Origin of the sequence: Streptomyces sp. Y2F8-2 (genome assembly GCF_014905555.1) — a bacterium.
In the GTDB taxonomy this organism is placed as follows: Bacteria; Actinomycetota; Actinomycetes; order Streptomycetales; family Streptomycetaceae; genus Streptomyces; species Streptomyces cynarae.
Genome location: NZ_BNGS01000001.1, coordinates 1,159,664 through 1,185,364, shown reverse-complemented (window position 1 = coordinate 1,185,364; position 25,701 = coordinate 1,159,664). Strand labels below are relative to the sequence as shown.

At 71.7% G+C, this 25,701-nt stretch carries 20 protein-coding genes and 1 other RNA gene; 13 read left to right on the top strand and 8 right to left on the bottom strand.

What is annotated here, in order from left to right; all coding sequences use genetic code 11:
- Window positions 1-5 precede the first annotated feature (5 nt).
- The 6 genes from SY2F82_RS05310 to SY2F82_RS05285 form a co-directional block, all read right to left on the bottom strand.
- Window positions 6-2,198: a bifunctional glycosyltransferase family 2 protein/CDP-glycerol:glycerophosphate glycerophosphotransferase gene (locus tag SY2F82_RS05310; protein WP_200417714.1), complete on the bottom strand. Its 2,193-nt coding sequence runs from the start codon at window positions 2,196-2,198 to the stop codon at window positions 6-8.
- Window positions 2,199-2,275: 77 nt separating this feature from the next.
- Window positions 2,276-4,531, bottom strand: a complete 2,256-nt coding sequence (locus SY2F82_RS05305; protein ID WP_200417713.1) for a bifunctional glycosyltransferase family 2 protein/CDP-glycerol:glycerophosphate glycerophosphotransferase — start codon at window positions 4,529-4,531, stop codon at window positions 2,276-2,278.
- A 167-nt stretch (window positions 4,532-4,698) separates the two neighbouring features.
- Complete coding sequence (locus tag SY2F82_RS05300; RefSeq protein WP_200417712.1) at window positions 4,699-5,607, bottom strand: carbohydrate ABC transporter permease; 909 nt, start codon at window positions 5,605-5,607, stop codon at window positions 4,699-4,701.
- A complete protein-coding gene (locus SY2F82_RS05295; protein ID WP_200417711.1) occupies window positions 5,604-6,947 on the bottom strand; it encodes a carbohydrate ABC transporter permease in 1,344 nt (447 codons plus the stop codon). Before SY2F82_RS05295 ends, SY2F82_RS05300 begins: the two co-directional genes overlap by 4 nt.
- A gap of 7 nt (window positions 6,948-6,954) precedes the next feature.
- Complete coding sequence (locus SY2F82_RS05290) at window positions 6,955-8,346, bottom strand: ABC transporter substrate-binding protein (RefSeq protein WP_200417710.1); 1,392 nt, start codon at window positions 8,344-8,346, stop codon at window positions 6,955-6,957.
- A gap of 187 nt (window positions 8,347-8,533) precedes the next feature.
- Window positions 8,534-11,797 carry an FtsK/SpoIIIE domain-containing protein gene (locus SY2F82_RS05285; RefSeq protein WP_200417709.1) on the bottom strand — a complete coding sequence of 1,088 codons (3,264 nt, stop codon included), beginning with the start codon at window positions 11,795-11,797 and terminating at the stop codon, window positions 8,534-8,536.
- 559 nt (window positions 11,798-12,356) lie between these two features.
- Between SY2F82_RS05285 and SY2F82_RS05280 the strand changes: the two genes are divergently transcribed.
- From SY2F82_RS05280 to SY2F82_RS05265, 4 genes are all read left to right on the top strand, one after another.
- Window positions 12,357-14,015, top strand: a complete 1,659-nt coding sequence (locus SY2F82_RS05280; protein WP_200417708.1) for a serine/threonine-protein kinase — start codon at window positions 12,357-12,359, stop codon at window positions 14,013-14,015.
- Window positions 14,016-14,175: 160 nt separating this feature from the next.
- Window positions 14,176-15,405 carry a serine/threonine-protein kinase gene (locus SY2F82_RS05275; protein WP_200417707.1) on the top strand — a complete coding sequence of 410 codons (1,230 nt, stop codon included), beginning with the start codon at window positions 14,176-14,178 and terminating at the stop codon, window positions 15,403-15,405.
- Window positions 15,406-15,882: 477 nt separating this feature from the next.
- Window positions 15,883-16,989, top strand: coding sequence for a peptide chain release factor 2 (gene prfB / locus SY2F82_RS05270; RefSeq protein WP_103841086.1), 1,107 nt, complete (start codon window positions 15,883-15,885; stop codon window positions 16,987-16,989).
- 345 nt (window positions 16,990-17,334) lie between these two features.
- Window positions 17,335-18,000 carry a hypothetical protein gene (locus SY2F82_RS05265; RefSeq protein ID WP_200417706.1) on the top strand — a complete coding sequence of 222 codons (666 nt, stop codon included), beginning with the start codon at window positions 17,335-17,337 and terminating at the stop codon, window positions 17,998-18,000.
- A 104-nt stretch (window positions 18,001-18,104) separates the two neighbouring features.
- Here the strand turns inward: SY2F82_RS05265 and SY2F82_RS05260 are convergent, their stop codons facing one another.
- Entirely contained in the window at window positions 18,105-18,296 is a 192-nt protein-coding gene (locus tag SY2F82_RS05260) for a hypothetical protein (RefSeq protein ID WP_200417705.1), read from the bottom strand.
- 264 nt (window positions 18,297-18,560) lie between these two features.
- Between SY2F82_RS05260 and ftsE the strand changes: the two genes are divergently transcribed.
- The 6 genes from ftsE to SY2F82_RS05230 all read left to right on the top strand — a co-directional run bounded on the left by ftsE (window position 18,561) and on the right by SY2F82_RS05230 (window position 23,897).
- Window positions 18,561-19,250, top strand: coding sequence for a cell division ATP-binding protein FtsE (gene ftsE, locus SY2F82_RS05255; protein WP_103841080.1), 690 nt, complete (start codon window positions 18,561-18,563; stop codon window positions 19,248-19,250).
- Between the two features lie 28 nt (window positions 19,251-19,278).
- Window positions 19,279-20,196 carry a permease-like cell division protein FtsX gene (gene ftsX / locus SY2F82_RS05250; RefSeq protein ID WP_200417704.1) on the top strand — a complete coding sequence of 306 codons (918 nt, stop codon included), beginning with the start codon at window positions 19,279-19,281 and terminating at the stop codon, window positions 20,194-20,196.
- A gap of 67 nt (window positions 20,197-20,263) precedes the next feature.
- Window positions 20,264-21,424, top strand: coding sequence for a S41 family peptidase (locus tag SY2F82_RS05245; RefSeq protein ID WP_200417703.1), 1,161 nt, complete (start codon window positions 20,264-20,266; stop codon window positions 21,422-21,424).
- Window positions 21,425-21,493: 69 nt separating this feature from the next.
- On the top strand, window positions 21,494-21,973 hold the full coding sequence (gene smpB, locus SY2F82_RS05240) for an SsrA-binding protein SmpB (protein ID WP_200417702.1): 480 nt from the start codon (window positions 21,494-21,496) through the stop codon (window positions 21,971-21,973).
- 201 nt (window positions 21,974-22,174) lie between these two features.
- Window positions 22,175-22,574, top strand: a transfer-messenger RNA (tmRNA) gene (gene ssrA / locus SY2F82_RS05235).
- Between the two features lie 342 nt (window positions 22,575-22,916).
- Window positions 22,917-23,897, top strand: coding sequence for a PHB depolymerase family esterase (locus SY2F82_RS05230; protein WP_200417701.1), 981 nt, complete (start codon window positions 22,917-22,919; stop codon window positions 23,895-23,897).
- Here the strand turns inward: SY2F82_RS05230 and SY2F82_RS05225 are convergent.
- Window positions 23,864-24,307 carry an ATP-binding protein gene (locus SY2F82_RS05225; RefSeq protein ID WP_200417700.1) on the bottom strand — a complete coding sequence of 148 codons (444 nt, stop codon included), beginning with the start codon at window positions 24,305-24,307 and terminating at the stop codon, window positions 23,864-23,866. The two genes, SY2F82_RS05230 and SY2F82_RS05225, sit on opposite strands and share 34 nt — an antisense overlap.
- Before the next feature lie 141 nt (window positions 24,308-24,448).
- Between SY2F82_RS05225 and SY2F82_RS39655 the strand changes: the two genes are divergently transcribed.
- From SY2F82_RS39655 to SY2F82_RS05215, 3 genes are read left to right on the top strand one after another with little or no spacing between them, the layout of a single operon-like run.
- On the top strand, window positions 24,449-24,925 hold the full coding sequence (locus SY2F82_RS39655; RefSeq protein WP_308437746.1) for a Scr1 family TA system antitoxin-like transcriptional regulator: 477 nt from the start codon (window positions 24,449-24,451) through the stop codon (window positions 24,923-24,925).
- Window positions 24,840-25,250: a Scr1 family TA system antitoxin-like transcriptional regulator gene (locus SY2F82_RS39650; protein ID WP_308437745.1), complete on the top strand. Its 411-nt coding sequence runs from the start codon at window positions 24,840-24,842 to the stop codon at window positions 25,248-25,250. Before SY2F82_RS39655 ends, SY2F82_RS39650 begins: the two co-directional genes overlap by 86 nt.
- A complete protein-coding gene (locus tag SY2F82_RS05215; RefSeq protein ID WP_200417699.1) occupies window positions 25,247-25,447 on the top strand; it encodes a DUF397 domain-containing protein in 201 nt (66 codons plus the stop codon). The genes SY2F82_RS39650 and SY2F82_RS05215 overlap by 4 nt, the downstream gene beginning before the upstream one ends.
- Window positions 25,448-25,701 lie beyond the last annotated feature (254 nt).

Sequence of the window (25,701 nt, the reverse complement as noted above, 5' to 3'; positions counted from 1 at the left end):
GGCGGTCAGCTCCAAACCAGGGCAGGGGCCGGGGCCGGGATGCGCTCGGCGAGCGGGATCACGGGCGGGATCGACGCCGGCGGCTCGCCCAGCAGCACCCGGCGCACGACGCGTTCGGCGGCGCGCCCGTCGTCGAACTGGCAGAAACGCTGCCGGAAGGCGGCGCGCACGGCCCTGGCCTCCGCGTCCGCGAACGAGCCGTCGCGGAAGACGGCCGCGAGCTCCTCCGAGGTGCGCACCACCCGGCCCGGCGGTGCCTCCATCAGGTCGAAGTAGACGCCCCTGATCTCCCGGTACACGTCCCAGTCGTCGGCGTACACGACGATCGGGCGGTCCAGGTTGGCGTAGTCGAACATGATCGACGAGTAGTCGGTGATCAGTGCGTCGGCGGCCAGGCAGACGTCCTCCGAGGAGCGGTGCCGGGTGACGTCGATGACGCGGCCCGCGGCCCGGGCGGCGCCCCGGTCGTAGAAGTAGTGGGCGCGCAGCAGCACCACGACGTCGTCGCCGACCGCGTCGCAGAACGCCTCCAGGTCGAGCCCCGCGGCGAAGCCGGTGCTGTGGTCGCGGTGCGTCGGCGCGTAGAGGACGGCCGTCTTTCCCTCCGGGACGCCGAGTTCGCGGCGGACGCGGGCGACGTCGTCGGCGGTCGCCGTGTAGTAGACGTCGTTGCGCGGATAGCCGTACTCCAGCGTCTCGTACGAGCCCGGGAACGCGCGCTCCCACGTCTCGGTGGAGTGCCGGTTGGCGGAGAGGTTGTAGTCCCAGCGGTCCATGCGTGCGAGCAGCTTGGCGAAGCTGCCGGTGGACGCCGCCACCACGGGGTAGGGCGACTGGTCGACGCCCATCTTCTTCAGCGGGGTGCCGTGCTGGGTCTGCAGGTGCACGCTGCCGGGGCGCTTGACCACGCCGTCCGCGAAGTTCGCGTTGTTGATCAGGTACTTGGCGCGGGCCAGCACGTCCCAGTAGGCGCGGGAGCCGATCACCGCGTACTCGACGTCCTTCGGCACGCTGCCCACCGCGTCCGGCTCGACCAGGAACACCGAGCGGATGTGCGGGGCGAGTCGGCGGGCCTGGGCGTGGATCGCGGCCGGGTTGCAGGCGTAGCCGCGGCCCCAGTAGGCGCAGTACACGGCGAGGTTCTCATCGAGCGGGCGGTGCAGCTGGAGTGTGTAGCGGGCACGGGTGCGCGGCAGGTGCGGCAGGGGTGCCTTCCTGGCGGCCTTCGCCACGCTCTGGTTGGCGGCCCGCAGCGCCCGGAACGTGCCGTAGGCGCCGGACGCGAGCAGCCGGTGCTGTACGCCGAGGCTCCCCGCCGGCGGCCGGAACCCGGCCGGGCGGTGGCGTCGGTGGAGACGGCCCGCCCGCCGGAAGAACGCCCGGCGGCGGTGCGCGGGCAGCAGCTCCGCATGCGCGGCCGTCCGCAGCACCGCGGAGAACAGCTGCTCGAACAGCGGTCGCGCCCGGTCGGCGGGCAGACCGAGTTCGGCGGCCCGTACGAGCACCCGCTCCACCTGGTCCAGCAGATCGAACTGGTGCTCGCCGGGGGGGTGCGGCCCGCTGCCCTGCCGGCGCACCAGATGCCGTACGCACGCCGTGCGCAGCACCGCCAGGCGCTCGGCGGCGAGGGTGACCAGTCCGCCCCAGCCGACGTCGGCGAAGTGGCCGGCCGGAAACGCGAGCCGGTGCCCGGTGACGAACGCCCGCCGGTAGGCGGTACTCCACACCGGCACGGCCACCCCGGTCAGCTCCGGCGCCTGCCCAGGGGTGAACGCCCCGTCCGGCGCCCGGCCGAGCGGCGGTGTGGAGGTCTCGGGGTCCCACCAGTGCGCCCGCTCGTGGGCGAAGTAGAGGACGTCCACGTCGCCGGTCGTCCTCAGACGCGCATCGATCGCCGCCAGCGCGCCGGGCAGCAGGACGTCGGCGCCGTCCAGGAACAGCAGATACGTCCCCGTGGCCACCTCCGTCCCGGCCGTGCGGGCCACGCCCGGGCCGCCGGAGGGCGGCGAGGTGAGCGGGGCCACCCTGCTGTGCCGCTCGGCGTACGCGGCGGCGACCAGCCCCGCGGGCGAGTCGGGCGCGTCGCAGACCGGGATCAGTTCGAAGTCGCCGAAGGACTGGGCGAGGACCGAGTCCAGCGCCTGGGACAGACGGCCGGCGACACCGGAGGCGGGGACGATGATGCTGAAGCGGGGCATTCTGCTCTTTCTCTCGTGCTCCGGTTTTCTGCGACGGGGCCGGTGCGTCGGGTGTGCGGCAGCGTCAGAGCGGGGGATCAGAGGCGTTCGGTGACGGGCAGGCCGTGGCCGGGCACCGGGACCGAGGTGAGCGGCGGGGCCGGCAGCGCCGCGGCGGCGGACGGGACCGGGTGCCGGTGTGACAGCGGTACGACCGCCGGCTGCCAGGCGTTCTCCCCGAGCACCACCCGGCGCACGATCCGCTCGGCGGCGCGTCCGTCGTCGTACGGGCAGAACCGCTTGCGGAACGCGGCCCGTCGCTGCTCCGAGCGTGAGCCGCACCAGTGGCCCGTCGCGAAGATGTCGATCAGATCGTCCTCGTCGTGGGCGACCGGGCCCGGGGGGAAGGCGCGGACGTCGAAGTAGGTGCCGCGCGCCGCCTCGTACGCCTCCCAGTCGTCCGCGTACACGATGATCGGCCGGTCCAGATTGGCGTAGTCGAACATCAGTGCGGAGAAGTCGGTGACCAGGGCGTCCGAGGCCAGGCACACCGACTCCACGCTCGGATGACCGGTGACGTCGATGACCCGCCCTTTCACTGTCCGCGCCAGCGGCTCGCCGCAGGCGGGGTGCGCGCGGGTCAGCAGCACGAACCGCGGCCCGAGCCGGCGCAGCAGGCGCTCCGGGTCGAGACCGGGGCGGTGGCCGCGGCGGTAGTCGCGGTACGTCGGCGCGTACAGGATCGCCACCGAGCCCTCGGGGATGCCGAACGTCTGCCGCAGCCGGGCCACGTCCGCGGAGGTGGCCCGGGCGAAGACGTCGTTGCGGGGCTGCCCGTACTCCAGCGTGGTGAAGCCGGACGGGAACACGCGCTCCCAGACGAGGGTGGAGTGGCGGTTGCCGGAGACGACGTAGTCCCAGGTGTCGGCGGTGCGCAGCATCCGGGCGAAATCCGTGTCGCGGGCGGCGGCCGGACGGTCCTGGAGGTCCAGACCCATGCGCTTGAGCGGGGTGCCCTGCCGGGTCTGGACGAGGATCTGGCCCGGGCGCTTGACCATGCGGGGGTCGAAGTCGGCGTTGTGGACCAGGTACTTGGACCGGGCCAGCGCCGTCCAGTACGCGGCCGAGCCGGGCCGCAGCCGGCGGGTGGCCACCGGGACGGTGTGGTGGTGCTCGGGGCGGGCGATCCAGGAGGTGCGGATCTGCGGGACCAGGTTGCGGAACGCGGACTCCAGGGCGGCCGGGTTGCAGCCGTAGCGGCCGCCCGCGTCCCGGGTGAAGACGGCCCGGTCGGCACGCAGGGGCAGGCGGAGCTGGATGCGGTAGTGCGCCTGGAGGGCGGCGGCTGCCAGGCGGCGGCTCGACCTGGCGACCGTGCGCCGGACCGCGCGCGCGAGGCGGGAGGCCAGGGACAGCACGCGGTGGGTGCGATGACTGCCGAAGCGGATCAGCAGGTGGCGCAGTCGGAACGGGGCGCCCGGGACGCGATGGCGGCGGTAGTGGGCGCGGGCCAGGCGCAGGAACTCGGCGCGGCAGGTCCCCGGCAGCCGGCCGCGCCGGGCGAGGATCGCGGCCAGGTGGTCGGCCATGCGGTGGAACAGCACCGGCCGCCAGCGGGCCAGCTCCGGGTGCGCGTCCAGGTGCGCGAAGACCCGGTCGTACTGGTCGAAGACGTCGAAGTGCCCGCGGCTGGTGGTGCCGAGGGTGCCGCCCCTGCGGCGTCGGCGCCAGTGGACGCAGACCCGGTCGAGGGTGGCGATCGTCTCGGCGGTCAGCAGCACCGGGAACGTCCACGGCGTGTCCTCGTAGCAGCCGGGCGGGAAGGCGAAGCCCTGCCGCTCGACGAACTCCCGGCGGTACGCCTTGTTCCACGCCACCGTCGGCAGCGACAGCACACCGGGGCGGTCGTCCAGGCGGAAGGGGGCCGGGCCCCGTTCGGTGAGCAGGCCGGCGAGCTGGTTGCGGACGGTCTTCCCGGTCCAGTACGTGCGGGCGTGGTCGAACACCAGGACGTCCGGGTCGGAGGTCTCCTTCAGACGGTCGGCGATGTCCCTCAGCGCGTGCGGGGTCAGGGTGTCGTCGCCGTCCAGGAAGAGCAGGTAGTCGCCCCTCGCCTCCTTCAGGCCCGCGTTGCGGGCGGGCCCGGGGCCCACGTTGCGGGGCAGGTGCAGGGGGCGGACGCGGGTGTCACGGGCGGCGAACTCGTCGATGATCGCCCCGCAGGCGTCGGGCGAGCTGTCGTCGACGGCGATCACCTCGACGTCGGTGAACGACTGCTCCAGCACGGATGTGAGGCATTCCTCCAGGTACGCCTGAACCTTGTACGCGGGGACGATGACACTGAACCTGGGCAAAGGGCATCCATGGGGGTCGGCGCGGACAACCTGCCCGAAAACGTCCGATGGAGTGGTTTGGTTACGCGTCGTGCGGCATGTGGGGGACCGCCGCGGAAAACCCCCGGTGAACGGCGAAGGGTGGACCGTGCTGCCGGTCCACCCCACGAACCGCCGTACGCATCGCCCTACTTGACGGCGCCCGCCATGACGCCGGACACGAACTGCCGCTGGAAGGCGAAGAACACGGCCAGCGGGATCACCATCGAGATGAACGCGCCGGGTGCCAGGACGTCGATGTTGTTGCCGAACTGGCGGACCTGTGTCTGCAGCGCGACCGTGATCGGCTGCGTGCCCGACTTGGTGAACACCAGCGCGACCAGCATGTCGTTCCACACCCACAGGAACTGGAAGATGCCGAGGCTCGCGATCGCCGGGCCGCCGAGCGGCATCACGACCCGGGCGAACAGCCGCAGCTCGCCGGCGCCGTCCAGACGGGCCGCCTCCAGCAGTTCCCGGGGGATCTCCGCGAAGAAGTTCCGCAGCAGGAAGACCGCGAAGGGCAGGCCGAAGCCGGTGTGGAAGAGGATCACTCCGAGCACCGTGCCGAACAAGCCGATCTTGCCGAACAGTTCGGCGATCGGGATCAGAGCCACCTGTACGGGCACGACCAGCAGGCCGACCACGCCCAGGAACCACCAGTCGCGGCCCGGGAACTCCATCCAGGCGAAGGCGTAGCCCGCGAGGGAGCCGATGACGACGACCAGGATCGTCGCCGGGACGGTGATCAGGACCGTGTTCAGCAGGGAGTTGGTGATGTCGCTGTTCTCCAGCAGCTTCTGGTAGCTGTCGAACGTCAGTTGCGAGGGCTTGCTGAAGACGGTCCACCAGCCGGAGGCGTTCATGTCCTCCGGCCTGCGCAGCGAGGCGAGCAGCAGACCGATCGTCGGCACCAGCCAGAACAGCCCGACGAGGATGAGGAAGACGCGCAGCAGTCCCCCGCCGACGCCCTCCGCGATCCGCGCCCCGAGGGACCGCCTGGCCTTGACGACGGTGACCGGGGACGCCTTGGTCAGGCGTTGGACCTGCGTGGTCATCGCCGTACCTCCCGCCTCAGCCGACGGATGTTGAACAGCATCACCGGGATGACGAGCAGCAGCAGGAACACCGCGATCGCGCTCGCGACGCCCGGCTGGTCCTCCGAGAAGCCCTTGCGGTACAGCTCCAGGGCCAGGACGTCGGCGTCGTCCTGCGAGGAGCCCGGCGGGATGATGAAGACCAGGTCGAAGATCTTCAGCACGTTGATCATCAGCGTGACGGTGACCACCGCCAGCACGGGCGCCAGCAGCGGCACGGTGACCCGGCGGAACACCTGCCACTCGTTCGCGCCGTCCACGCGCGCCGCCTCCAGCAGCTCCCGCGGAACGCCCGCGAGCCCCGCCGCGATCAGCACCATCGCGAAACCGGCCCACATCCACACGTACGCCCCGATGACCGCCGGGGTGACGAGCGCCGGGCCGAGCCAGTCGACGCCGTTGTACGGCTCTGTGAAGTTGCTCGCGGGGAGGCGCAGTTGTGCTCCGTCCGCGGCTGCGGGCAGCGTGAACGTGCCGTCGCCCGCCGCCTTGGTGGAGGCGACGACCCTGCCGTTCTTCACCGCCTCGATCCGCATGCCCGCGTAACCCTGCTCGGAGGGGTCCACCGCGCCGAGCTTCCCCACGCCCCTGCCGCGAGTGAAGTCCTGCCAGGCCGTTCCGGTGATCTTCCCCGGCTCGGCCTCGGCCCGCACCGCCCGCTTCGCGCTCTTCGGCATCTGGTCGGGCGCGACACCGACCAGCGGGAGCGCGACCGACTCGCCCGTGTGCACGGTCGTCCTGGTGATGAAGCCGCCCTGGTCCGGCTTCAAAGGCGACTCGCGGCCGGGGTGCGCCTTGGGGAAGGCCGACGACGGGGCGAACGTGTCGTGGATGCCCACCCACACCGCGTTCGCGACGCCTTTGTCCGGGTCCTGGTCGTACACCAGCCGGAAGATGATCCCGGCCGCGAGCATCGAGATCGCCATCGGCATGAAGACGACCAGCTTGAACGCCGTACCCCAGCGCACCCGTTCGGTGAGCACCGCGAAGATGAGCCCCAGCGCGGTCGACACCGTCGGCGCGAACACCACCCAGATGATGTTGTTCTTCAGCGCGGTGCGGATGCCGTCATCCGTGAAGAGGGCTTTGTAGTTGTCGAATCCAGCGAAGGAGTCACCGGAGCGGTCGAGGAAGCTGCGGATCACCGAGTACCCGATCGGGTAGACCACGAGCGCGCCGAGCAGCACCAGTGCGGGCAGCAGGAACAGCGCTGCCACGGTCCTGCGGGTGCCGGTCACGCTCTTGCGACTCTTGGGTGCGGCAGGGGCCGGCGGGGCCCCTGCCGCCGTGGCCGACGTCATCGCCGGATCAGCTCCCGCTCCCGTACGCCGCCGCCGCGTCCTTCTCCAGCTTCGCCTGCGTCCCCGCGACGTCCGTCGGGTTCTTCAGGAAGTCCTGGAGGTCCTTCCACTCGCCCTTGCCGGGCGTGCCGCCGAACGCCTGCGGGGCCTGGTCCGACATGTCGAAGCGGAAGCTGTCACCGGCCGCGAGCAACGCCTTGGCCATCTTCTGCTGGACCGCGTTCGGGTACGCGGAGTCCGGGACGTTCTTGTTCGGCGAGAGGTAGCCGCCGAGCTTCGCCTGGATGGAGGCCGCGTCCGGCGAGGCCAGGAAGGTGACCAGCGCCTGGGCCGCCTTGGAGTCCTTGAGGATGACGGCCGCGTCACCGCCGGTGACCACGGGCGCCTGGGCGCCCACGGCCGGGAAGGGGAACACCTTCGCGTCCGTGCCGATCTTCGCCTTGGTCTCGCCGATGTTGACCTGGGCGAAGTCGCCTTCGAAGACCATGCCGGCCTTCGGCTGGTCGCCGCCGGTGAAGGTCTGGGTGACGGAGGCCGGGAACTCGGTCTGCAGGGCGCCGTTCGGGCCGCCCGCGATGTAGTCCTTCTTGCCCCAGATCTGGGCGAGCGTGGTCAGGGCCTGTGTGACGGACGGGTCCGTCCACTTGATCTTGTGCTGGGCGAGCTGGTCGTACTTCTCCGGGCCCGCCTGCGAGAGATAGACGTTCTCGAACCAGTCGGTGAGGGTCCAGCCGTCCGCGCCGCCGATGGAGAACGGGGTGACACCGGAGTCGTAGATGTTCTGCGCCGCTGTCAGCAGTTCCTGCCAGGTTTTGGGCTCCTGGCCGTTCGCCCCCTCGAAGACCTTCGCGTTGTACCAGATCAGGGACTTGTTGGCGGCCTTGTAGTAGACGCCGTACTGCTTGCCGCCGACCTTGCCGATGTCCTGCCAGCCCTGCGAGTAGTTCTTGGCGAGCTCCGCCTGGGCCTCGGCGCCGAGCGGCTTGGCCCACTTCCTGTCGACGGCCTGCTTGATGGCGCCGGGCTGGGGGAGCAGCGCGACGTCCGGCGGCTGACCACCGGCGATCTTCGAACCGAGGAAGTTGATGATCGGGTCCTGGGCGGGCACGAAGGTGACCTTGGCGCCGGTGCGCTTCTGGAACTCGGCGAGCACCGTCTTGAAGTTCTTCTGCTCGCCGCCGGTCCAGACGGCGGCGACCTCCAGATGCTGCCCGTCCAGCTTGGGGAGGGTGACGGTCGCGCCACCGGTCTGCGTGCTTCCGCTGCTCTTGTCGCTGCTGCCCTTGTCGTCGTTGCTTCCGCCGCACGCGGTGAGCGTGAGCGCCAGCGCTCCCGCGATGACCGCGACCGCGGTCCTGGCGGACCTCAGTGTCCGGATGGTGCTGCTCGTGCTGCGCATGACTGCCCCGTTCTCCGTCCCTCGTCGAACGTTCGAGCTGCTGTCCGTGCGCTCTGGTCTACGCGGGGAGGTTCGGGGCGGCAAGAGCGCCCGCACCGTCAAGTGGCCGATTGTGATCGCGTTGTGACGTATGGTCAGCTGCGCTGTCGGTGCTGCTCGGCAGTCGGCGGGGCCGGAGGAGACGGCGTCACAAAAGCGAAGGCACCTCCACCGCCGACACCGACCGCGCCGCCCGCTCCAGCGCGCTCGCCAGCAATGCCAGGTCCGTCGGCCCGTTCCCCAGTTCCCGCACCGGACGCCGTGCCGGCGGGTCGCCCATGCGGTGCCACTCCAGCGGTACGACCGTCGGCCGCACGGTCGCCGTCCGGGGAATCCGCCCCGTGATCCGCCCGCCCTGGAAGGGCGTCCCCCTGCCGTCGGCCCGCGTCAACCGCCCCCGCCCCGGTCCCGGTTCGTCCGTGCCCGCGGCCACCGCCTCCAGGCCGATCCGCAACGAGGCCGCCCGGGCCGGCTCCCACTGAGCCGTCCGCCCTCCGGGCCCCGACGCGGCCACCAGGTGCACACCCAGCCGTTCCCCGTCCCGGGCCACCGCCTCCAGCGCCCGTACGACCGACCCGGCCGCCGGGCGGCCCGGGGAGCCGAGCGCCGGGGACAGCAGCGCGTCCAGGTCGTCGACCAGCACCACCAGCCGCGGCAACGGCGGACCCGCCTCCGCCCGCTGCCGTGCCGCCGCCGGACGCAGCCGCAGCGTGACACTCGGCGGGCTGTCGAGGTCCCCCGACTCCGTACCTCCCGACCGCTGCGGCCCGATCCGCCTCGACACCTCCTGCCGTGTGTGCCACTCGGCGAAACCGAGCTGCCCGAGCAGTTCCGCCCGCCGCTTCAGCTCGGCGCTCAGCGACTGCGCGAACTCCCGCATGCGCACCGGGTCGTTGACCGCCAGATACGTCGTGACGTGCGGCAGATCCGTGCAGACCCGCAGGCCGTCCCCGCCCGTACCGCCGTGCGCCGCGCAGTCGCGGCCGTCGACGAGTGCGATGCTCAGCCGGTCCGGGCGCTCCGCCGACGCCAGCGAGGCGGCGAGGGCGCGCAGCAGTTCCGTACGACCGCTGCCGGGCGGTCCCTCGACCAGCAGATGCGGTCCCTCGGCGGCGAGGTCCACGCTCACCGGACCGCGCGGGCCGGCACCGAGCACCGCCCAGGCGCGCCCGCCCGGTGACGTGGTGTCGTCCGCCGCGTCCGCCCAACGTGCCATCAGCGACGCCGGGGTGGCCCGGGCCAGCCCCAACTCGTCCAGCAGGCGCGCCGCCCGGGGCAACGGGGCCGACACGCGCGGGTGCCGCTCACCGCCGCCGTCCGTCCGCAGCGGGGCGAGCGCCCGGGCGAACCGCTCCGCCCACGCCGCCGACACCGCGTCCACGGCGGCGACCGTGCCGTGCCCCACGGGTGCGCGCGCGGCGTCCGCACCCTGCCCCGGCGCGACCCGCAGCAGCCGCAGCGCTGTGGCCACATCGCCGCTCAGCAGCGCGACGGCCCCGCACTCCCGGAACACCGGGGAGGCCGCGCACGCCGCCTCGTACGTCTCCGCCACCGGCGACGCGGGCGAGGCGGCCGGCGCCTCGGCCAGACAGACGACATGGATCCCGGCCCGCGCCCCCTCCCGGGCCAGCCGCGCCACGGCCGCCCGCACATCGGCGCCACCGGGGTCACCGTCCACGACGACCACGGAGTACGGCCCCGCGTGGGCGTCGTCCCGCGCCCAGGAGGGGCGGTGGGTGGCCCCCCGTGCCGAGGGGTCCTCCGGTGGGGCGGGCAGCGGACCGTCCTGGTCCGTCAGCTGGTCCTCCAGGCGGCGCAGCAGCTCCTGCGTGCGGGCCGTCGCCTGTTCGCGGTCGTAGGCCAGCAGCAGGCGGCAGTCCTGGCCGTGGGCCGGACGGAGATGCGGGAGCCAGCCGAGCCAGGACCAGTCGGCGGTGCGCTCCGTCAGCGGGCGCGCGCGGTCGGCGCTGATCAGGACCAGCTCCAGCAGGTCGGGCGAGTGCAGCGCGGCGAGCTGCGCCACCACCGCGCGCGTCAGCCCGGCCAGCCGGGCGCGCGGCCCCGCGAGACCCAGTGCGCCCACCTCGCGCAACCCCGCGGTCACCGGCACCGCCGGCAGCAGGCCCGCACCGTCCGGTGCCGCCCGGTCCGCCGTGCCCAGCCGCACGGTGAGCGCCTCCGGGTGCCCCGGGCCGCGCTCCCACAGCCGCGGGCCCGGGCCGAGCGCGGTGAGCAGCAGCGCCGCCGGGTCCGGCCACCTCTCGGGCGCCCGGGCCAGGGGCAGCGCGGAGGCGTCCCCGCCCTCCTCGTACGCACCGCGTCCGGTACCGCCCTGCTCGCCGCGGCCCCCGGTCAGCCGGCGTGCCCATGCCGTGAGCCCGCCGCGCCTGCGCAGCCCGGGCGGAACGTCCGTGCCGCGCAGCGGGGTGCCCTTGCGCGTGCTCTCGTCCGGCGTGACCTGCCCCGCGTGCGCCGGAAGGGGCGGCTCGGCGGAATCGTGTTCCTGCGCTCCGGGGATCACCCCGCCGGACGCGCCCCATCCGGTGACGCCGAAGCCGTGGTGCGTGTCGCTGTCGGGGGAGAGCCGCCCGTCCCGGGAGGCGGAACCCGAGCCTTGTCCGTCCGGGGAGGTGCCGCCCGTGCGGCCGTCCCCGGCGGCCGCGCTCCCGGCGCGCGCATGCCCCACGGCCGCCGCCCGCGTCGGGTCCGTGGGCTCTCCCGGGCCCTCCGTCCGCCGTACCCGTACGTGCCCCTCCCCGTCCGGCGCCGTCCCCACGGACCGCTCCTGTCCGGGCGGGACCAGCCGCAGGGCCGACTCGCCGAGCCGCAGCAGCGCGCCGGGGGTGAAGCGCACCGGGCGGTCGGTCACCCGGTGGCCGTCCAGCACCGTGCCGTTGGTGGAGCCGAGGTCGGCGACCGAGACATGGCCGTCCGGGGTGACCGTGACCGCGCAGTGCAGCCGGGAGACGTCCGGGTCGTCCAGCGGGACGTCGGCGTCGGCGGAACGGCCGATCCGGATCACCCCGCCGTGCAGCAGATGGACGCCGCCCGCGTCCGGGCCCGCGACCACGTGCAGCTGGGCCGCGCCCTCGTCCGGCTCGGGGCCCGGCTCCGCCGGCGCGCCCAGGGTCAGCACCGCGCCGTCCAGCAGCGGTGGCTCGCCCAGCGTGCAGCGCTGCGGGTCGAGCCGCTCCGTGCCCGCGTACAGCACCACCGGGCCGGTCCCGGGCTCCCGGCTCCGCTCGGGCTGGGAAGGACCCCCCTCCCCGCCGACCGCCGAGGCCAGGCCCGACGCCACCGCGGCCAGCGCCGTCCCGGCGGGCGCGGTGACCAGTACGTCACAGCCCGCGGCGCGGGCCCGTGACTCCGTGGGCGGGGCCGGTGGGGCTACGACGGTCAGCCGGATCTGCATCGCCGTCAGCGGTCCCTTCTGTCTGCGCGTCCGCGGTCGCCCACGAGGCGCACGAGCCGGTGTCGGGACCGCGACCGCGCCCGGTCCGCCGGGCCCGCGCGCTCGCCCCCTCGACACCGACGCGCCCCTTCGGCTCCCGCGCGTGCGGGCGCCCGAGGACGGGGAAGGAGCCGCTCCACGGTCCCCCACCGCGGACTCCCCCACCGCACACGAGCACATCGGCCAGTACGGGATGCATCCTCGCACCTGCCACTGACAGTGCGCCCGCCCTCCACCGTCAAATGATCTTGATTGGTCGGCTCTGCCCGTAAAAGTGCCTGACCAGTGCCCGGCAGGTGCCCGCTTGAGATCGGTCACGCCCGGATCGGGCAACCAACTGAACCGAAGCGAGCGTCTTGTCATCGAACAGGTGCGGGAGCCGGATACGTACCTCATCCATGCGGGGCACGTGACCCACAGGCCGTCGACAGCTCGCTGCCAGGTACCTCGGCACTACAGTGGGCGGAACACCGGTAGCGCGGTGGACGACCGGAAGAGCAAGCAACAGGGAGCGCATGACGTGCGGCCGGTAGGGAGCAAGTACCTCCTTGAGGAGCCGCTGGGACGCGGCGCCACGGGCACCGTCTGGCGAGCCCGCCAGCGGGAGACCGCGGGCGCCGAGGCGGCCGTCGCGGGCCGGCCCGGCGAGACCGTGGCGATCAAGGTCCTCAAGGAGGAGCTGGCGAGCGACCCCGATGTCGTCATGCGGTTCCTGCGGGAGCGGTCCGTCCTGCTCCGGCTGACCCACCCGAACATCGTGCGGGTCCGCGACCTGGTGGTCGAGGGCGATCTGCTGGCCCTGGTCATGGACCTCGTCGACGGCCCCGACCTGCACCGCTACCTGCGCGAGAACGGCCCCTTCACGCCGGTCGCCGCCGCCCTGCTCACCGCCCAGATCGCCGACGCGCTGGCCGCGAGCCACGCCGACGGCGTCGTGCACCGCGATCTGAAGCCCGCGAACGTCCTGCTCGCGCAGCAGGACGGGCAGATGCACCCGATGCTGACCGACTTCGGCATCGCCCGGCTCGCCGACTCGCCCGGCCTCACGCGCACGAGCGAGTTCGTGGGCACGCCCGCCTACGTCGCCCCGGAGTCGGCCGAGGGCCGCCCGCAGACCTCCGCCGTGGACATCTACGGCGCGGGCATCCTGCTGTACGAGCTGGTCACCGGACGTCCGCCGTTCTCCGGCGGCTCGGCCCTCGAGGTGCTCCACCAGCACCTGAGCGCCGAACCGCGCCGCCCCTCCACGGTGCCCGACCCGCTGTGGACGGTGATAGAGCGCTGCCTGCGCAAGAACCCGGAGGGCCGGCCGAGCGCCGAGAACCTGGCGCGGGCGCTGCGGGTGGTCGCCGAGGGCGTCGGCGTGCACGCGAACTCCGCGCAGATCGCCGCCGCGGAGGGCGTGGCCGCCCTGCTCGGCCCCGACCCGGCCCCGGCGACCGTCCCCGGCTCCGCCGACCCCACGCAGGTACTGCCGCAGGGCTCGGCGTCCTCGTACGACCCGAACGCGGCGACCAGCGTTCTGCCGCACACCCCGCCCGGCTCCGCCGACCCCACCGCCGTCCTGCCCACCAACGGGGCCGCCGACCCGACGGCCGTGATGCCGCCCATGCCGCCGCACGGGCCCGGCGGGCAGCCCCGGCAGGAGGAGCCGCACCCCTGGCAGAGCCAGCTGCGCGCGGCCCGCGACCGCAACGAGCAGACGCAGGTCCAGGCGTACCTCGACCCCAGCGAGGACCCGCTGCGCCGCCGCCCGCAGCGGCAGGTGGCGCGGCCCCAGCAGCATCCGCAGCAGGGGCCGCCGCAGCGGCAGCAGCCCGGGCCGGGGTACGGCCGTCCGCAGGGGCAGCCCCAGCAGTACGCGCCCCAGCGGCAGCAGTACGCGCCCGCCCCGCAGCAGCCCCAGCGGTACGCGCCCGCGCCCCAGCAGCCGGCGCCCCGTCCGGCGCGTGAGCCCCGGCCGCCGCGGCAGCGCAGCGCGAACCCGATGAAGATCCCGGGGCTCGGCTGCCTCAAGGGGTGCCTGTTCACGATCGTCATCCTGTTCGTGGCCGGGTGGCTGGTGTGGGAGTTCAGCCCGCTGCAGGAGTGGATCGGGACGACCAAGTCCTACTGGCAGCAGTTGAGCGACTGGTTCTCCACCGCGGCCGACTGGATCGGGCAGCTGAGCAACAAGTAGCGGGCTCCGGATTGCCTTCGTGCACACCGAGCTTGGGGATTTGTCGACATCCGACGGGTGATTTCCCGCTCGGCGGTGAAGGTTGCCCCTTCGGACGCGTAGTTTTGTCGATCGGGGTCCGGCGCAGGGTCGGCAACACGCGTCCCCAGTAGGAGCAGACTTGGCACGGAAGATCGGCAGCCGGTACACCGCCAACCAGATCCTGGGGCGGGGAAGCGCCGGCACGGTGTGGCTGGGCGAGGGACCGGAGGGGCCGGTCGCCATCAAGCTGCTGCGGGAGGACCTCGCGTCCGACCAGGAGCTCGTGGGCCGCTTCGTCCAGGAGCGCACGGCGCTGCTGGGGCTGGACCATCCGCACGTCGTGTCCGTGCGGGACCTGGTGGTCGACGGCAACGACCTGGCCCTCGTCATGGACCTGGTCCGCGGCACGGATCTGCGCACCCGTCTGGACCGGGAGCGGCGCCTGGCGCCAGAGGCGGCGGTCGCGATCGTGGCCGACGTGGCGGAGGGGCTGGCGGCGGCGCACGCGGCCGGCATCGTGCACCGGGACGTGAAACCGGAGAACATCCTGCTCGACATGCAGGGGCCACTGGGCCCCGGCGGGGCGCACCCGGCACTGCTGACGGACTTCGGCGTGGCGAAGCTGATTGACTCGCCGCGGCGGAGCAAGGCCACGAAGATCATCGGCACACCGGACTATCTGGCGCCGGAGATAGTGGAGGGCCTGCCGCCGAGGGCGGCGGTGGACATCTACGCGCTGGCCACGGTGCTGTACGAGCTCCTCGCGGGCTTCACGCCGTTCGGCGGCGGCCACCCGGGCGCGGTCCTGCGCCGCCACGTCACGGAGACGGTCGTCCCCCTGCCCGGCATCCCGGACGAGCTGTGGCAGCTGATGGTCCAGTGCCTGGCGAAGGCGCCGGCCTCACGACTACGGGCGTCGGAGCTGGCGGCACGGCTGCGGGAGCAGCTGCCGCTGCTGGCGGGGATGCCGCCGCTGGACGTGGACGAACCGGACGCGGAGCCGCTGGAGGAGCCGTACGAGGCGCCCGGGGAGCCGGTGGTGACACGGGCGCGGCGAGGAGCGGTGCCCCTGGTGCCGGGCGCGAAACCGGACTCGAACCGGGACACGCACACCTCCATGAGGGTGCCGGGTCCGGACGAACTGGCGGGCGGCGCCCGCGGCACGGCCCGCGCCCCCCGCACCCCGGGCGCCCCCCGCCCGGGCTCGGCCCGCCACCGCGCGGCGGCCCGGCGCCGCCGGATCACGCTGGGCGTGGCGGCGGCGGTACTGGCGGCGGCGATCGGCGTGGGCGCATGGTGGGCGACCTCCGGGGACGACACCGGGGCGCCACCTCCGACCTCGGGGAGCTCGGCTCCGGCGTCGCCCTGAGCCCGGGGCCGGAGAGGCGGTGGCTGCGTCTTTGAAGGGGCGCGGGGAACTGCGCGACCGGCCACGGACGGCCCGCACGCGCGCAACCGCCGATGCCACCGGGGCTCCGCCTCCGACCTCGGGGAGCTCGGCTCCGGCGTCGCCCTGAGCCCGGGGCCGGAGGGGCGGTGGCTGCGTCTTTGAAGGGGCGCGGGGAACTGCGCGACCGGCCACGGACGGCCCGCACGCGCGCATCCGCCGATGCCACCGCGGTGCGACTGCGTCGCCGGCCGTCAGGCCGGCCGGGGCCCCCGGACCCCGGCCGTCAGGCCGATCGGGCCTGGACCCCGGCGGTCAGGCCGATCGGGCCCTGGACCCCGGCCGTCAGGCCGATCGGGGTCCGGGGCGGAGCCCCCGGGGGCCGCACCCGGTGTCGGGCGCCCGGTAACCGCGCGGTCACCGGCATGGCACGCCTGGCGGAGCCGTTACGCTGGATGCGTGGCAGTCGTCGATGTATCCGAAGAGCTCAAGTCCCTCTCCTCGACCATGGAGTCGATCGAGGCCGTTCTGGACCTCGACAAGATGAGGGCAGACATCGCCGTGCTCGAGGAGCAGGCGGCCGCGCCGTCCCTCTGGGACAACCCGGACGAGGCGCAGAAAATCACCAGCAGGCTCTCCCACCTCCAGGCCGAGGTGCGCAAGGCTGAGGCCCTGCGCGGCCGGATCGACGACCTCGGTGTGCTCTTCGAGCTCGCCGAGGCCGAGGACGACCCGGACACCCGCGTCGAGGCCGAGGCCGAGCTCGCCGCGGTCAAGAAGGCGCTGGACGAGATGGAGGTGCGGACCCTCCTCAGCGGCGAGTACGACGCCCGCGAGGCGCTCGTCAACATCCGCGCCGAGGCCGGCGGCGTCGACGCGGCCGACTTCGCCGAGAAGCTCCAGCGCATGTACCTGCGCTGGGCCGAGCGGCACGGCTACAAGACGGAGGTCTACGAGACGTCGTACGCCGAAGAGGCGGGCATCAAGTCCACGACCCTCGCCGTCCAGGCGCCGTACGCCTACGGCACCCTCTCCGTCGAGCAGGGCACCCACCGGCTCGTCCGCATCTCGCCCTACGACAACCAGGGGCGGCGCCAGACCTCCTTCGCCGGCGTCGAGGTCCTCCCGGTCGTGGAGCAGTCCGACCACGTCGAGATCGACGAGTCCGAGATCCGGGTCGACGTCTTCCGTTCCTCCGGGCCCGGCGGCCAGGGCGTGAACACGACGGACTCGGCGGTCCGCATCACGCACCTGCCCACCGGCATCGTCGTCACCTGCCAGAACGAGCGGTCCCAGATCCAGAACCGGGCCACCGCCATGAACGTCCTGCAGGCCAAGCTCCTCGAGCGACGACGCCAGGAGGAGCAGGCCAAGATGGACGCCCTCAAGGGCGACGGCGGCAACTCCTGGGGCAACCAGATGCGTTCGTACGTCCTGCACCCGTACCAGATGGTCAAGGACCTGCGCACCGAGTACGAGGTCGGCAACCCCGAGGCCGTCTTCAACGGCGAGATCGACGGCTTCATCGAAGCCGGAATTCGCTGGCGCAAGCAGCAGGAGAAGTAAACCGGCCGCGCTCGGCCCGACGCCGCCGGAAAAGCCGGCCGCGAAAACAGCGTTTTGTCGACAAGGCAACTGCCCCTCGCTCAGGGGCAGTTGCCTTGTCTGTCTCCGGATGTCTGGGTTTTACATCACACTCACAGTCCTGCTTCTCCCGTAAAAGACGCGTTATCGGACATGGCGCCCGCAACGACCTTGACGTTGCTGTGAAAACTCGGAAGGGTAAAGCGCGGCATGCGTATCTCTGGGGCGCATGTGAACCGGGGGCTCGCTGCAAAGCACAGTCGCCCCCGAGTGCCGTCGCCCCGGACGCTGCTCCAATGACGATCAGCTACTGGGGGTAGCAGCCTGATGACCAAGAAGACGCGGATCCGGGTGGCGCGGATAGCAGCCGGTGCGGTGATCGCAGCCGGTGCTTCGCTGACCGCCGCGGGTGCCGCTTCGGCGCTCGACATCAAGATCGGCGCGAGCGTCGACCAGAACGGCATCGGTGCCGGCGTGAGCGTCAACGACGCCCCGACCGGTATCCCGACCGCCCCGGCGACCCCGCCCACCACCCCTCCGGTGACCCCGCCCACCGACCCGGAGACCCCGCCCACCACTCCTCCGGTGACCCCGCCCACCACCCCGGGTGAGCCGACCGACCCGCAGCAGCCCACCGGGAACCCGACCGAGCCGACGGAGGCGCCCCCCTCCAACGGCCACGGCGGCGGCAACGGAAACGGCAACGGCAACGGGAACGGCCACGGCAACAACGGTGGCGGCGACAACACCAACCCCGACGGCGGCGGCAACAGCCCCGTCCAGCAGGGTCAGGGCTCCTCGGTCCTGACCGACACGGGCTCCGACAGCGGCACCACCGACGCCTCCGCCCAGGGCAGCGGCAAGCAGCTGGCCGAGACGGGTGCCGGCCAGACCGCGTTCCTGCTGGTCGGCGCCGCCACGATGATCGCCGGCGGTATCGGCTTCCGGGTGATGCCGCGCCTGATCGACGGCCGCGGCGGAGCCGCAGCCTGAGTCAGGGGCGCACAGCCTCACCCGCAGGTGTGAGAACTGCAGGAGAAGGGCCCGGGGCGGCATCGCCCCGGGCCCTTCCCGTACACCGTCTTTTCCCCGCTCCGCTACGCCGTCTGGTGTGCCAGCAGCGCCACCGCCGCGATCAGCACGGCCACCAGGGCGATCAGCGCCGCCGGTGTCAGCCCCGACCAGGGATTCTCCTGCTGAAGGCGCTCCCGGCTGGCGCGGCACACGGGACAGCGGCCCTCGCTGACGGGCGCCGCGCAGTTCGCGCACACCAATCGGTCGTACGTCATGCGCCTCGCCCTCCTCGTGCCGCTTACAGGTACACAACGCTTTCGGGAACGCGACAGTTCCCACTCCACTGTGCCAGGTTCCGGGAGCCACTGCGCGGGCTCCGCCAGTCCTGTGGTCGTCGAGGGCATCACAGCGCGCCCCCGTACCCCACGGGGCTATGACAAAACGCGCAACTCTCCCGTAACCACGACCGGCGACTGCACTCCTGTACTCGGTTCGCGTATGGTCACGCTCACATACCCCCGACGGCCCGTGGTGCATCCGTGATCCGATTCGACAACGTCTCCAAGGTCTACCCCAAGCAGACCCGCCCCGCACTCAGGGATGTCTCCCTGGAGGTGGAGAAGGGCGAGTTCGTCTTCCTCGTGGGGTCCTCCGGCTCCGGAAAGTCCACCTTCCTGCGGCTCATCCTCCGCGAGGAGCGGTGCAGCACCGGGCAGGTGCACGTCCTGGGCAAGGACCTCGCCCGCCTCTCCAACTGGAAGGTGCCGCAGATGCGCCGCCAGCTGGGGACGGTCTTCCAGGACTTCCGCCTCCTGCCCAACAAGACGGTCGCCGAGAACGTGGCCTTCGCGCAGGAGGTCATCGGCAAGTCGCGCGGCGAGATCCGCAAGTCCGTGCCCCAGGTGCTCGACCTCGTCGGGCTCGGCGGCAAGGAGGACCGGATGCCCGGCGAGCTCTCCGGCGGTGAGCAGCAGCGCGTGGCCATCGCGCGGGCCTTCGTCAACCGGCCCAAGCTGCTGATCGCCGACGAGCCCACCGGCAACCTCGACCCGCAGACCTCCGTCGGCATCATGAAGCTGCTCGACCGGATCAACCGGACGGGCACGACCGTGGTGATGGCGACCCACGACCAGAACATCGTGGACCAGATGCGCAAGCGCGTCATCGAGCTGGAGAAGGGCCGCCTCGTCCGCGACCAGGCGCGCGGCGTCTACGGCTACCAGCACTGAGTTCCACGGAAAGGCTTGAGCAGACGCCATGCGCGCGCAGTTCGTTCTGTCGGAGATCGGTGTCGGTCTCCGCCGCAATCTGACGATGACCTTCGCGGTGATCGTCTCGGTCGCCCTCTCCCTGGCGCTGTTCGGCGGCTCGCTGCTGATGAGCGATCAGGTCAACCAGATGAAGGGCTACTGGTACGACAAGGTCAACGTCTCGATCTTCCTGTGCAACAAGAGCGACGCGGAGTCCGACCCCAACTGCTCCAAGGGCGCGGTCACCCAGGAGCAGAAGGACCAGATCCTCTCCGACCTGAAGAAGATGTCGGTCGTCGAGAAGGTCACCTACGAGTCCCAGGACGAGGCCTACAAGCACTACAAGGAGCAGTTCGGCGACTCCCCGCTGGCCAGTTCGCTCACCCCGGACCAGATGCAGGAGTCGTACCGCATCAAGCTGAAGAACCCGGAGCAGTACCAGGTCATCGCGTCCGCCTTCAACGGCCGCGACGGCGTGCAGTCGGTGCAGGACCAGAAGGGCATCCTGGACAACCTCTTCGGCCTGCTCAACGGCATGAACTGGGCCGCGCGCGCGGTCATGGCGATGATGCTGGTCGTCGCGCTGATGCTGATCGTCAACACGGTGCGCGTCTCCGCCTTCAGCCGTCGCCGGGAGACCGGCATCATGCGGCTGGTCGGCGCCTCCGGCTTCTACATCCAGGCGCCGTTCATCATGGAGGCCGCGGTCGCCGGGCTCATCGGCGGCACGGTCGCCTGCGGATTCCTGCTGATCGCGCGGTACTTCATCATCGACCACGGCCTGGACCTGTCCCACAAGCTCAACCTGATCAACTTCATCGGCTGGGACGCCGTCCTGACCAAGCTGCCGCTGATACTCGCCACGAGCCTGCTGATGCCCGCGCTGGCCGCGTTCTTCGCGTTGCGCAAGTACCTCAAGGTGTGACGCATGCCAATGGGGGCGTACGGGCAACCGCCCGTACGCCCCCTTGCGTTGTCCTAGACTCACCGGCATGTCAGGCCGTGACCTGTTCTGTCAGCCCCGTCGCATCCGCCACGGGGCGGCCCTGACGTTGGTCTTCGCGAGCGTCCTCGTCGCCGGCGCCGCGACCGGCTCGTTCGGCGGAAGCGACGCGAAACAGCCCTCCACGGGGTCGGTGGTCCCGGCCGGCCACGACGACGTCACCGAGGCCGCCGAGCGGGCGATGGCCGACGGCAAGTCCCCGATGGAGGCCGCCGAGCGCGCGGTCAGCCGCAGCGGCGACCGGTGGAGCGCCGTCTACTCCCAGGGCGAGTACGAGGAGCTGGAGGAGGCCCTCGACGGCCAGTACACCGGCGTGGGGCTGTCGGCCCGGCGGGAGAGCGACGGGCGGATCGAGGTGACCCGGGTGCAGCCCGGCTCGCCCGCGGCCCGCGCCGGGATCCGCAAGGGCGACCTGCTGCGCCGTGTGGACGGCGAGGACGTCACCGGCAGGCCCGTCACCGAGGTCGTCTCCCTGCTGCGCGGCGACGCCGACGACGCGGGGGCCGGCTCCCGGGTGCGGCTCGGACTGCAGCGCGGCACGCACACCTGGAGCGAGCTGCTGCGCCGGGCCCGGCTGTCCACGGACTCGGTGACCGTGCGCCGGCTCGCCCGGGGCATCACCCTGATCAAGGTCACCGCGTTCACCAAGGGCTCCGGGGACCGCGTACGGGACGCCGTCGACCGGGCGCCCAAGGGCGGCGGAATCGTGCTCGACCTGCGCGGCAACTCCGGGGGATTCGTCGCCGAGGCCGTCACCGCCGCGTCCGCCTTCCTCGACGGCGGGCTGGTGGGCACCTACGACGTCGACGGTGACCAGCGCGTCCTGCACGCCGAGCCCGGCGGCGACACCACCAGACCCCTGGTCGCGCTCGTCGACGGCGGCACCATGAGCGCGGCCGAACTGCTCACCGGTGCCCTCCAGGACCGCGGCCGGGCCGTGGTGGTGGGCACCCGCACCTTCGGCAAGGGCTCCATCCAGATGCCGAGGCGCCTTCCTGACGGCTCCGTCGCCGAGCTGACCGTCGGCCACTACCGCACCCCCGCGGGCCGCAGTGTCGACGGCCGCGGCATCACCCCCGACCTGGAGGCCGACGACGGGGCGCTCCAGCGGGCCGAGACGGTGCTCGGCGGCCTGGGCGACGCCTCGTAGCCACGGGCCGCGACGCCATGTAATCGACTTCCCCGCACACCCCCCTGTAGTGCGAAAATGGACGGCACTATGGCTAAGGAAAAAGGGCGCAAGCTGATCGCGCAGAACAAGAAGGCGCGGCACGACTACCACATCCTCGACACCTACGAGGCCGGTCTCGTCCTCATGGGCACCGAGGTGAAGTCGCTGCGCCAGGGGCGGGCGTCGCTGGTCGACGGCTTCGTGCAGCTCGACGGGCACGAGGCGTGGCTGTACAACGTGCACGTGCCGGAGTACAGCCAGGGCACCTGGACCAACCACAGCGCCCGCCGCAAGCGGAAGCTGCTGCTGCACCGCGACGAGATCGACAAGCTGGAGTCCAAGGCGCAGGAGACGGGTCACACGATCGTGCCCCTGTCCCTGTACTTCAAGGACGGCCGCGCCAAGATCGAGATCGCGCTGGCGAAGGGCAAGAAGGAGTACGACAAGCGGCAGACGCTCCGCGAGAAGCAGGACCGCCGCGAGGCGGAGCGGGCGATGTCGGCGGTGCGCCGCCGGCAGCGGGCGTGAGCGGGAACAGCGGCGCCGAGCGGGGACACCGGCGTGAGCCGGGAAGAACCGGGCACCCGTTGGTGTTGAACCGGGTACCACGGCGGGGTGACCGCCGGGAATACGCTGGCGACGGGATGCGTTGATCCCGTACGATGGCATCGCACCGCTCGGTCGGTGCGAGTCCCTCCTGGCGAGGGGCGCCGATTGAAAAATCAACATGGGGATGATCGGTTTCGACAGCGGCTGTCGAAGCAGGGGAAGCGTGTCGAGGAAGCGGCCATGATCTCGTAAACCACAGGCCGAAAAAAATAATCGCCAATTCCAAGCGCGATCTCTCCCAGGGCCAGCTGGCCCTCGCTGCCTGATCAGGTAGCGAGCCTCAGCTGCCCTACTAAGGGAGTGTCAGCCCGGGGATGTTCCCGACCCGGATCCTGGCATCAGCTAGGGAACTAAACCTCGATCCCGGTCACGGGGTGAAGAGGGAAACCACACAGTGACTGAGCCCGTCGGAGACTTGTCCGCGTGATCTCCGGGGCCGAGAAAAGCACAGCGGACTGCACACGGAGAAGCCCTGATTCTTCACCGTTGGACGCGGGTTCGATTCCCGCCATCTCCACGATCGGGAGGCCCCGGCCTCCTGAACCCCATGTGGGCGAGGCCCCGTCGCTTTCGAGCGGCGGGGCCTTTGCCGTGCGCGGATGCGGGTGACGCGTTCTGGCCAACGCGGGATGAGCGTCACCGCACGGTGAAGTCTGGCCGCGCCGACGTCGGTCACCTGGCGGGGCGACCGGCAACTGTAGAGGCAATCGGCCGGCGGTTCGGGTACGGCGAATACCACGTCACCCAGGTGGAGTACCTGGTTTCGCACGACTGACGAGCAGAACGTCCGCACACAAGCGGTGCGCCTGTTGTGGTGTCCCATCCCATATCGGCGGGTCGTCTCCGTTCCTACGGTCCCGGCATGACGCACACCAGAGCCGCACGTCGCTTCTTCGTCCTGGCGAGTCTTCTGGTCGCCCTCCTCGCCGCCTTCCTCACACCGGGCACAGCCTCGGCGGCCTCCCTCGTGGAGGTCACCGGATTCGGGTCGAACCCCGGTGCGCTGCGCATGTTCCGGTATGTCCCGGGTGGGCTTCCCGCCGGGCGGCCCGTCGTCGTCGCGTTGCACGGGTGCACCCAGGACGCCGCCGGGTACGGCACCGGCAGTGGGTGGATCCAGCTCGCCGACCGGTGGGGGTTCTCCGTGGTCCTGCCGCAGCAGCAGAGCAGCAACAACCCCTCGAACTGCTTCGACTGGTTCCAGAGCGGTGACATCGAGCGCGGCCAGGGCGAGGCCGCGTCGATCGCGCAGATGGTCGACCGGCAGCTCGCCGACGTCTCCGGTGACGCCGGGCGCGTGTACGTCACCGGGCTGTCGGCGGGCGGCGGCATGACCGCCGTGATGATGGCGACGTACCCGGAGAAGTTCGCCGCGGGCGGGATCGTCGCGGGGCTGCCGTACGGATGCGCGCAGGCCGCCGGGTCGCCGTACGTCTGCATGTACGTCGGGGCCACCCAGACCCCCAAGCAGTGGGGCGACCGGGTGCGGGCCGCCCGCCCGGGGTACGGCGGACCCTGGCCGACGCTCACGGTCTTCCAGGGGACGGCCGACTACACCGTGAAGCCCGTCAACATGAACGATCTGATGAAGCAGTGGACCGATGTGCACGGCGCCGACCAGACGGCCGACGTCAGCGACACCGTCGCCGGGTATCCCCACCAGGTCTTCCGGGACCCGGCCGGGAACACCGTCGTGGAGACGTACAGCATCACCGGCATGGGGCACGGCCAGCCCGTCGACCCCGGGACCGGGAGCGAGCAGTGCGGGGCGGTCGGCTCCTACTTCCTCGACGTGAACCTGTGCGCCGCCTACCGGCTCGGGCGGGCGTGGGGGCTCGGCTGAGCCGGGAGTTCGAACCAGACCGTCTTGCCGATACCGCCGGGGCGGGGTTCTGCGCCCCAGGCGTCCGCCAGTGACGCCACCAGGGCCAGGCCCCGGCCGGACTCGTCGTCCGGTGACGCGTCGCGGGGTGTGGGCAGGGTGTCGTTCGCGTCCGTCACCGAGATGTGGAGGCGGTTCGCCTTCAGGACGCAGCGGGCCCGGATCTCGCGGCCCGCGGGGACCTTCGCGTGGCGGTACGCGTTCGTCATCAGCTCGCTGAGCAGGAGTACGGCCGTTTCCGTCACCTCGTCGGGGAGCTTCCAGGAGGTGGCCTGTTCGCGGAGGAGGGTACGGGCCCGGCTGACGCTGCGTGCGTGGCGGGGGAGGCGCCATTCGATGTCCTTCGGTACTGCGGAGGGGGAGCCAGACATGCGGTAGGGGGTCCCTTGCGTGTGATGCGCCGTCAGTTCGCCAGGCCAGGCTGGTGGTTGACGCGTAGCCTCCGGGAGTGGCGGAGTGGGTACACCGCGTGGCTGTACACGGTGTGTCGGCGGGAGACCGGTGGGGGTGTCGTGGCTTCGGGGGAGTCCCAGCAGGCGCAGCAGAACTGGCGGTACTGCGGTGGGCAGGTCAAGTTGTGGCGGGAGGAAGCCGGGATCAGCCGCCAGGCGCTCGCCGAAGAGGCCGGCTACGACTACGAGTACGTCAAGTCCATGGAGTGCGGGAGGCGGCGGCCGACGCTGCGGTTGTTGCAGGTTGCGGATCAGATGTGCGGGGCGCGGGGGAAGCTGGTCGCTGCCCACGAGTACCTGAAGCCGGAGAGGTTCCTCTCGTACGCCGAGGATTACGTGCGGTACGAGTCCGAGGCGATCTCGGTGGGCTCCTATCAGCCCTTGCACATCCCTGGCCTGCTCCAAACCGAGGAGACCGTCCGGGCGTTGCTCAACGCATACCTGCCCCCGCTTGACGACGAGACGATGGAGGAACGAGTCGCGGGCCGACTGGGACGGCAGGTGCTGCTGGACAAGCGAACCAGGGCTGATCGGTGAGGCCGCGTTGCGCAACCCGGTTGGAGGCGCCGAGCCGCACAGGCGGCAACTGCTCCGCCTGGTTGCAGCTGGCGAAGCGCGTAACGTGACCATCCAGGCACTACCGTTCGTCGGCGCCGGACCGGGGGTGGACGGCCCCTTTGTGTTACTGGAAACCGCCGAACATGAGCTGCTGGTCTACGAAGAAGGGCATGAGACAGGGAGGCTTTACGCCGACCCCGATAAGGTCAGCGCCATCGTTCAGCGGCATGCCATGATCCTCCGGCAGGCTCTCAGTCCTGAGGAGTCGGCCCGGTTCATCTTGAAGTTGGCGGAGGAGCTGTGAGCACTGAGTTGACCTGGTTCAAGTCCAGCTACAGCAACAGTGGCGGTGGCGAATGCCTCGAAGTCGCCCATTCCTCCGAAGAGTTCCGCCGTACCGTCCACGTCCGTGACTCGAAGCTCGGAGCTCGAAGCCCCCGCTTCGCGGTGCCCGCCGACGTCTGGAACGCGTTCCTCGACTACGCCGCCCGCGAGGCCTGAGCCCCGGGCTTCGGGTCTCGGGGTCCGAGCCCCTTTTCCAAGGAATGGGCGGTAAGGCTCACCCACCCACCCATACCAGGCCGTGTCACTTTTCGTGAGCAGGTTGCGACTCGCTGTCGCCACCCTCTAGCGTGCGCAGCAACAAACAACCCCGGCCGGGTGCTACCAACACCCGCCGGGGTCTCACCCCAAGATCGATAGAGGGCGATCTCGTGGCTTACGAAAACTCTAGCGCTGCCCTGCGCGCGCCCGCA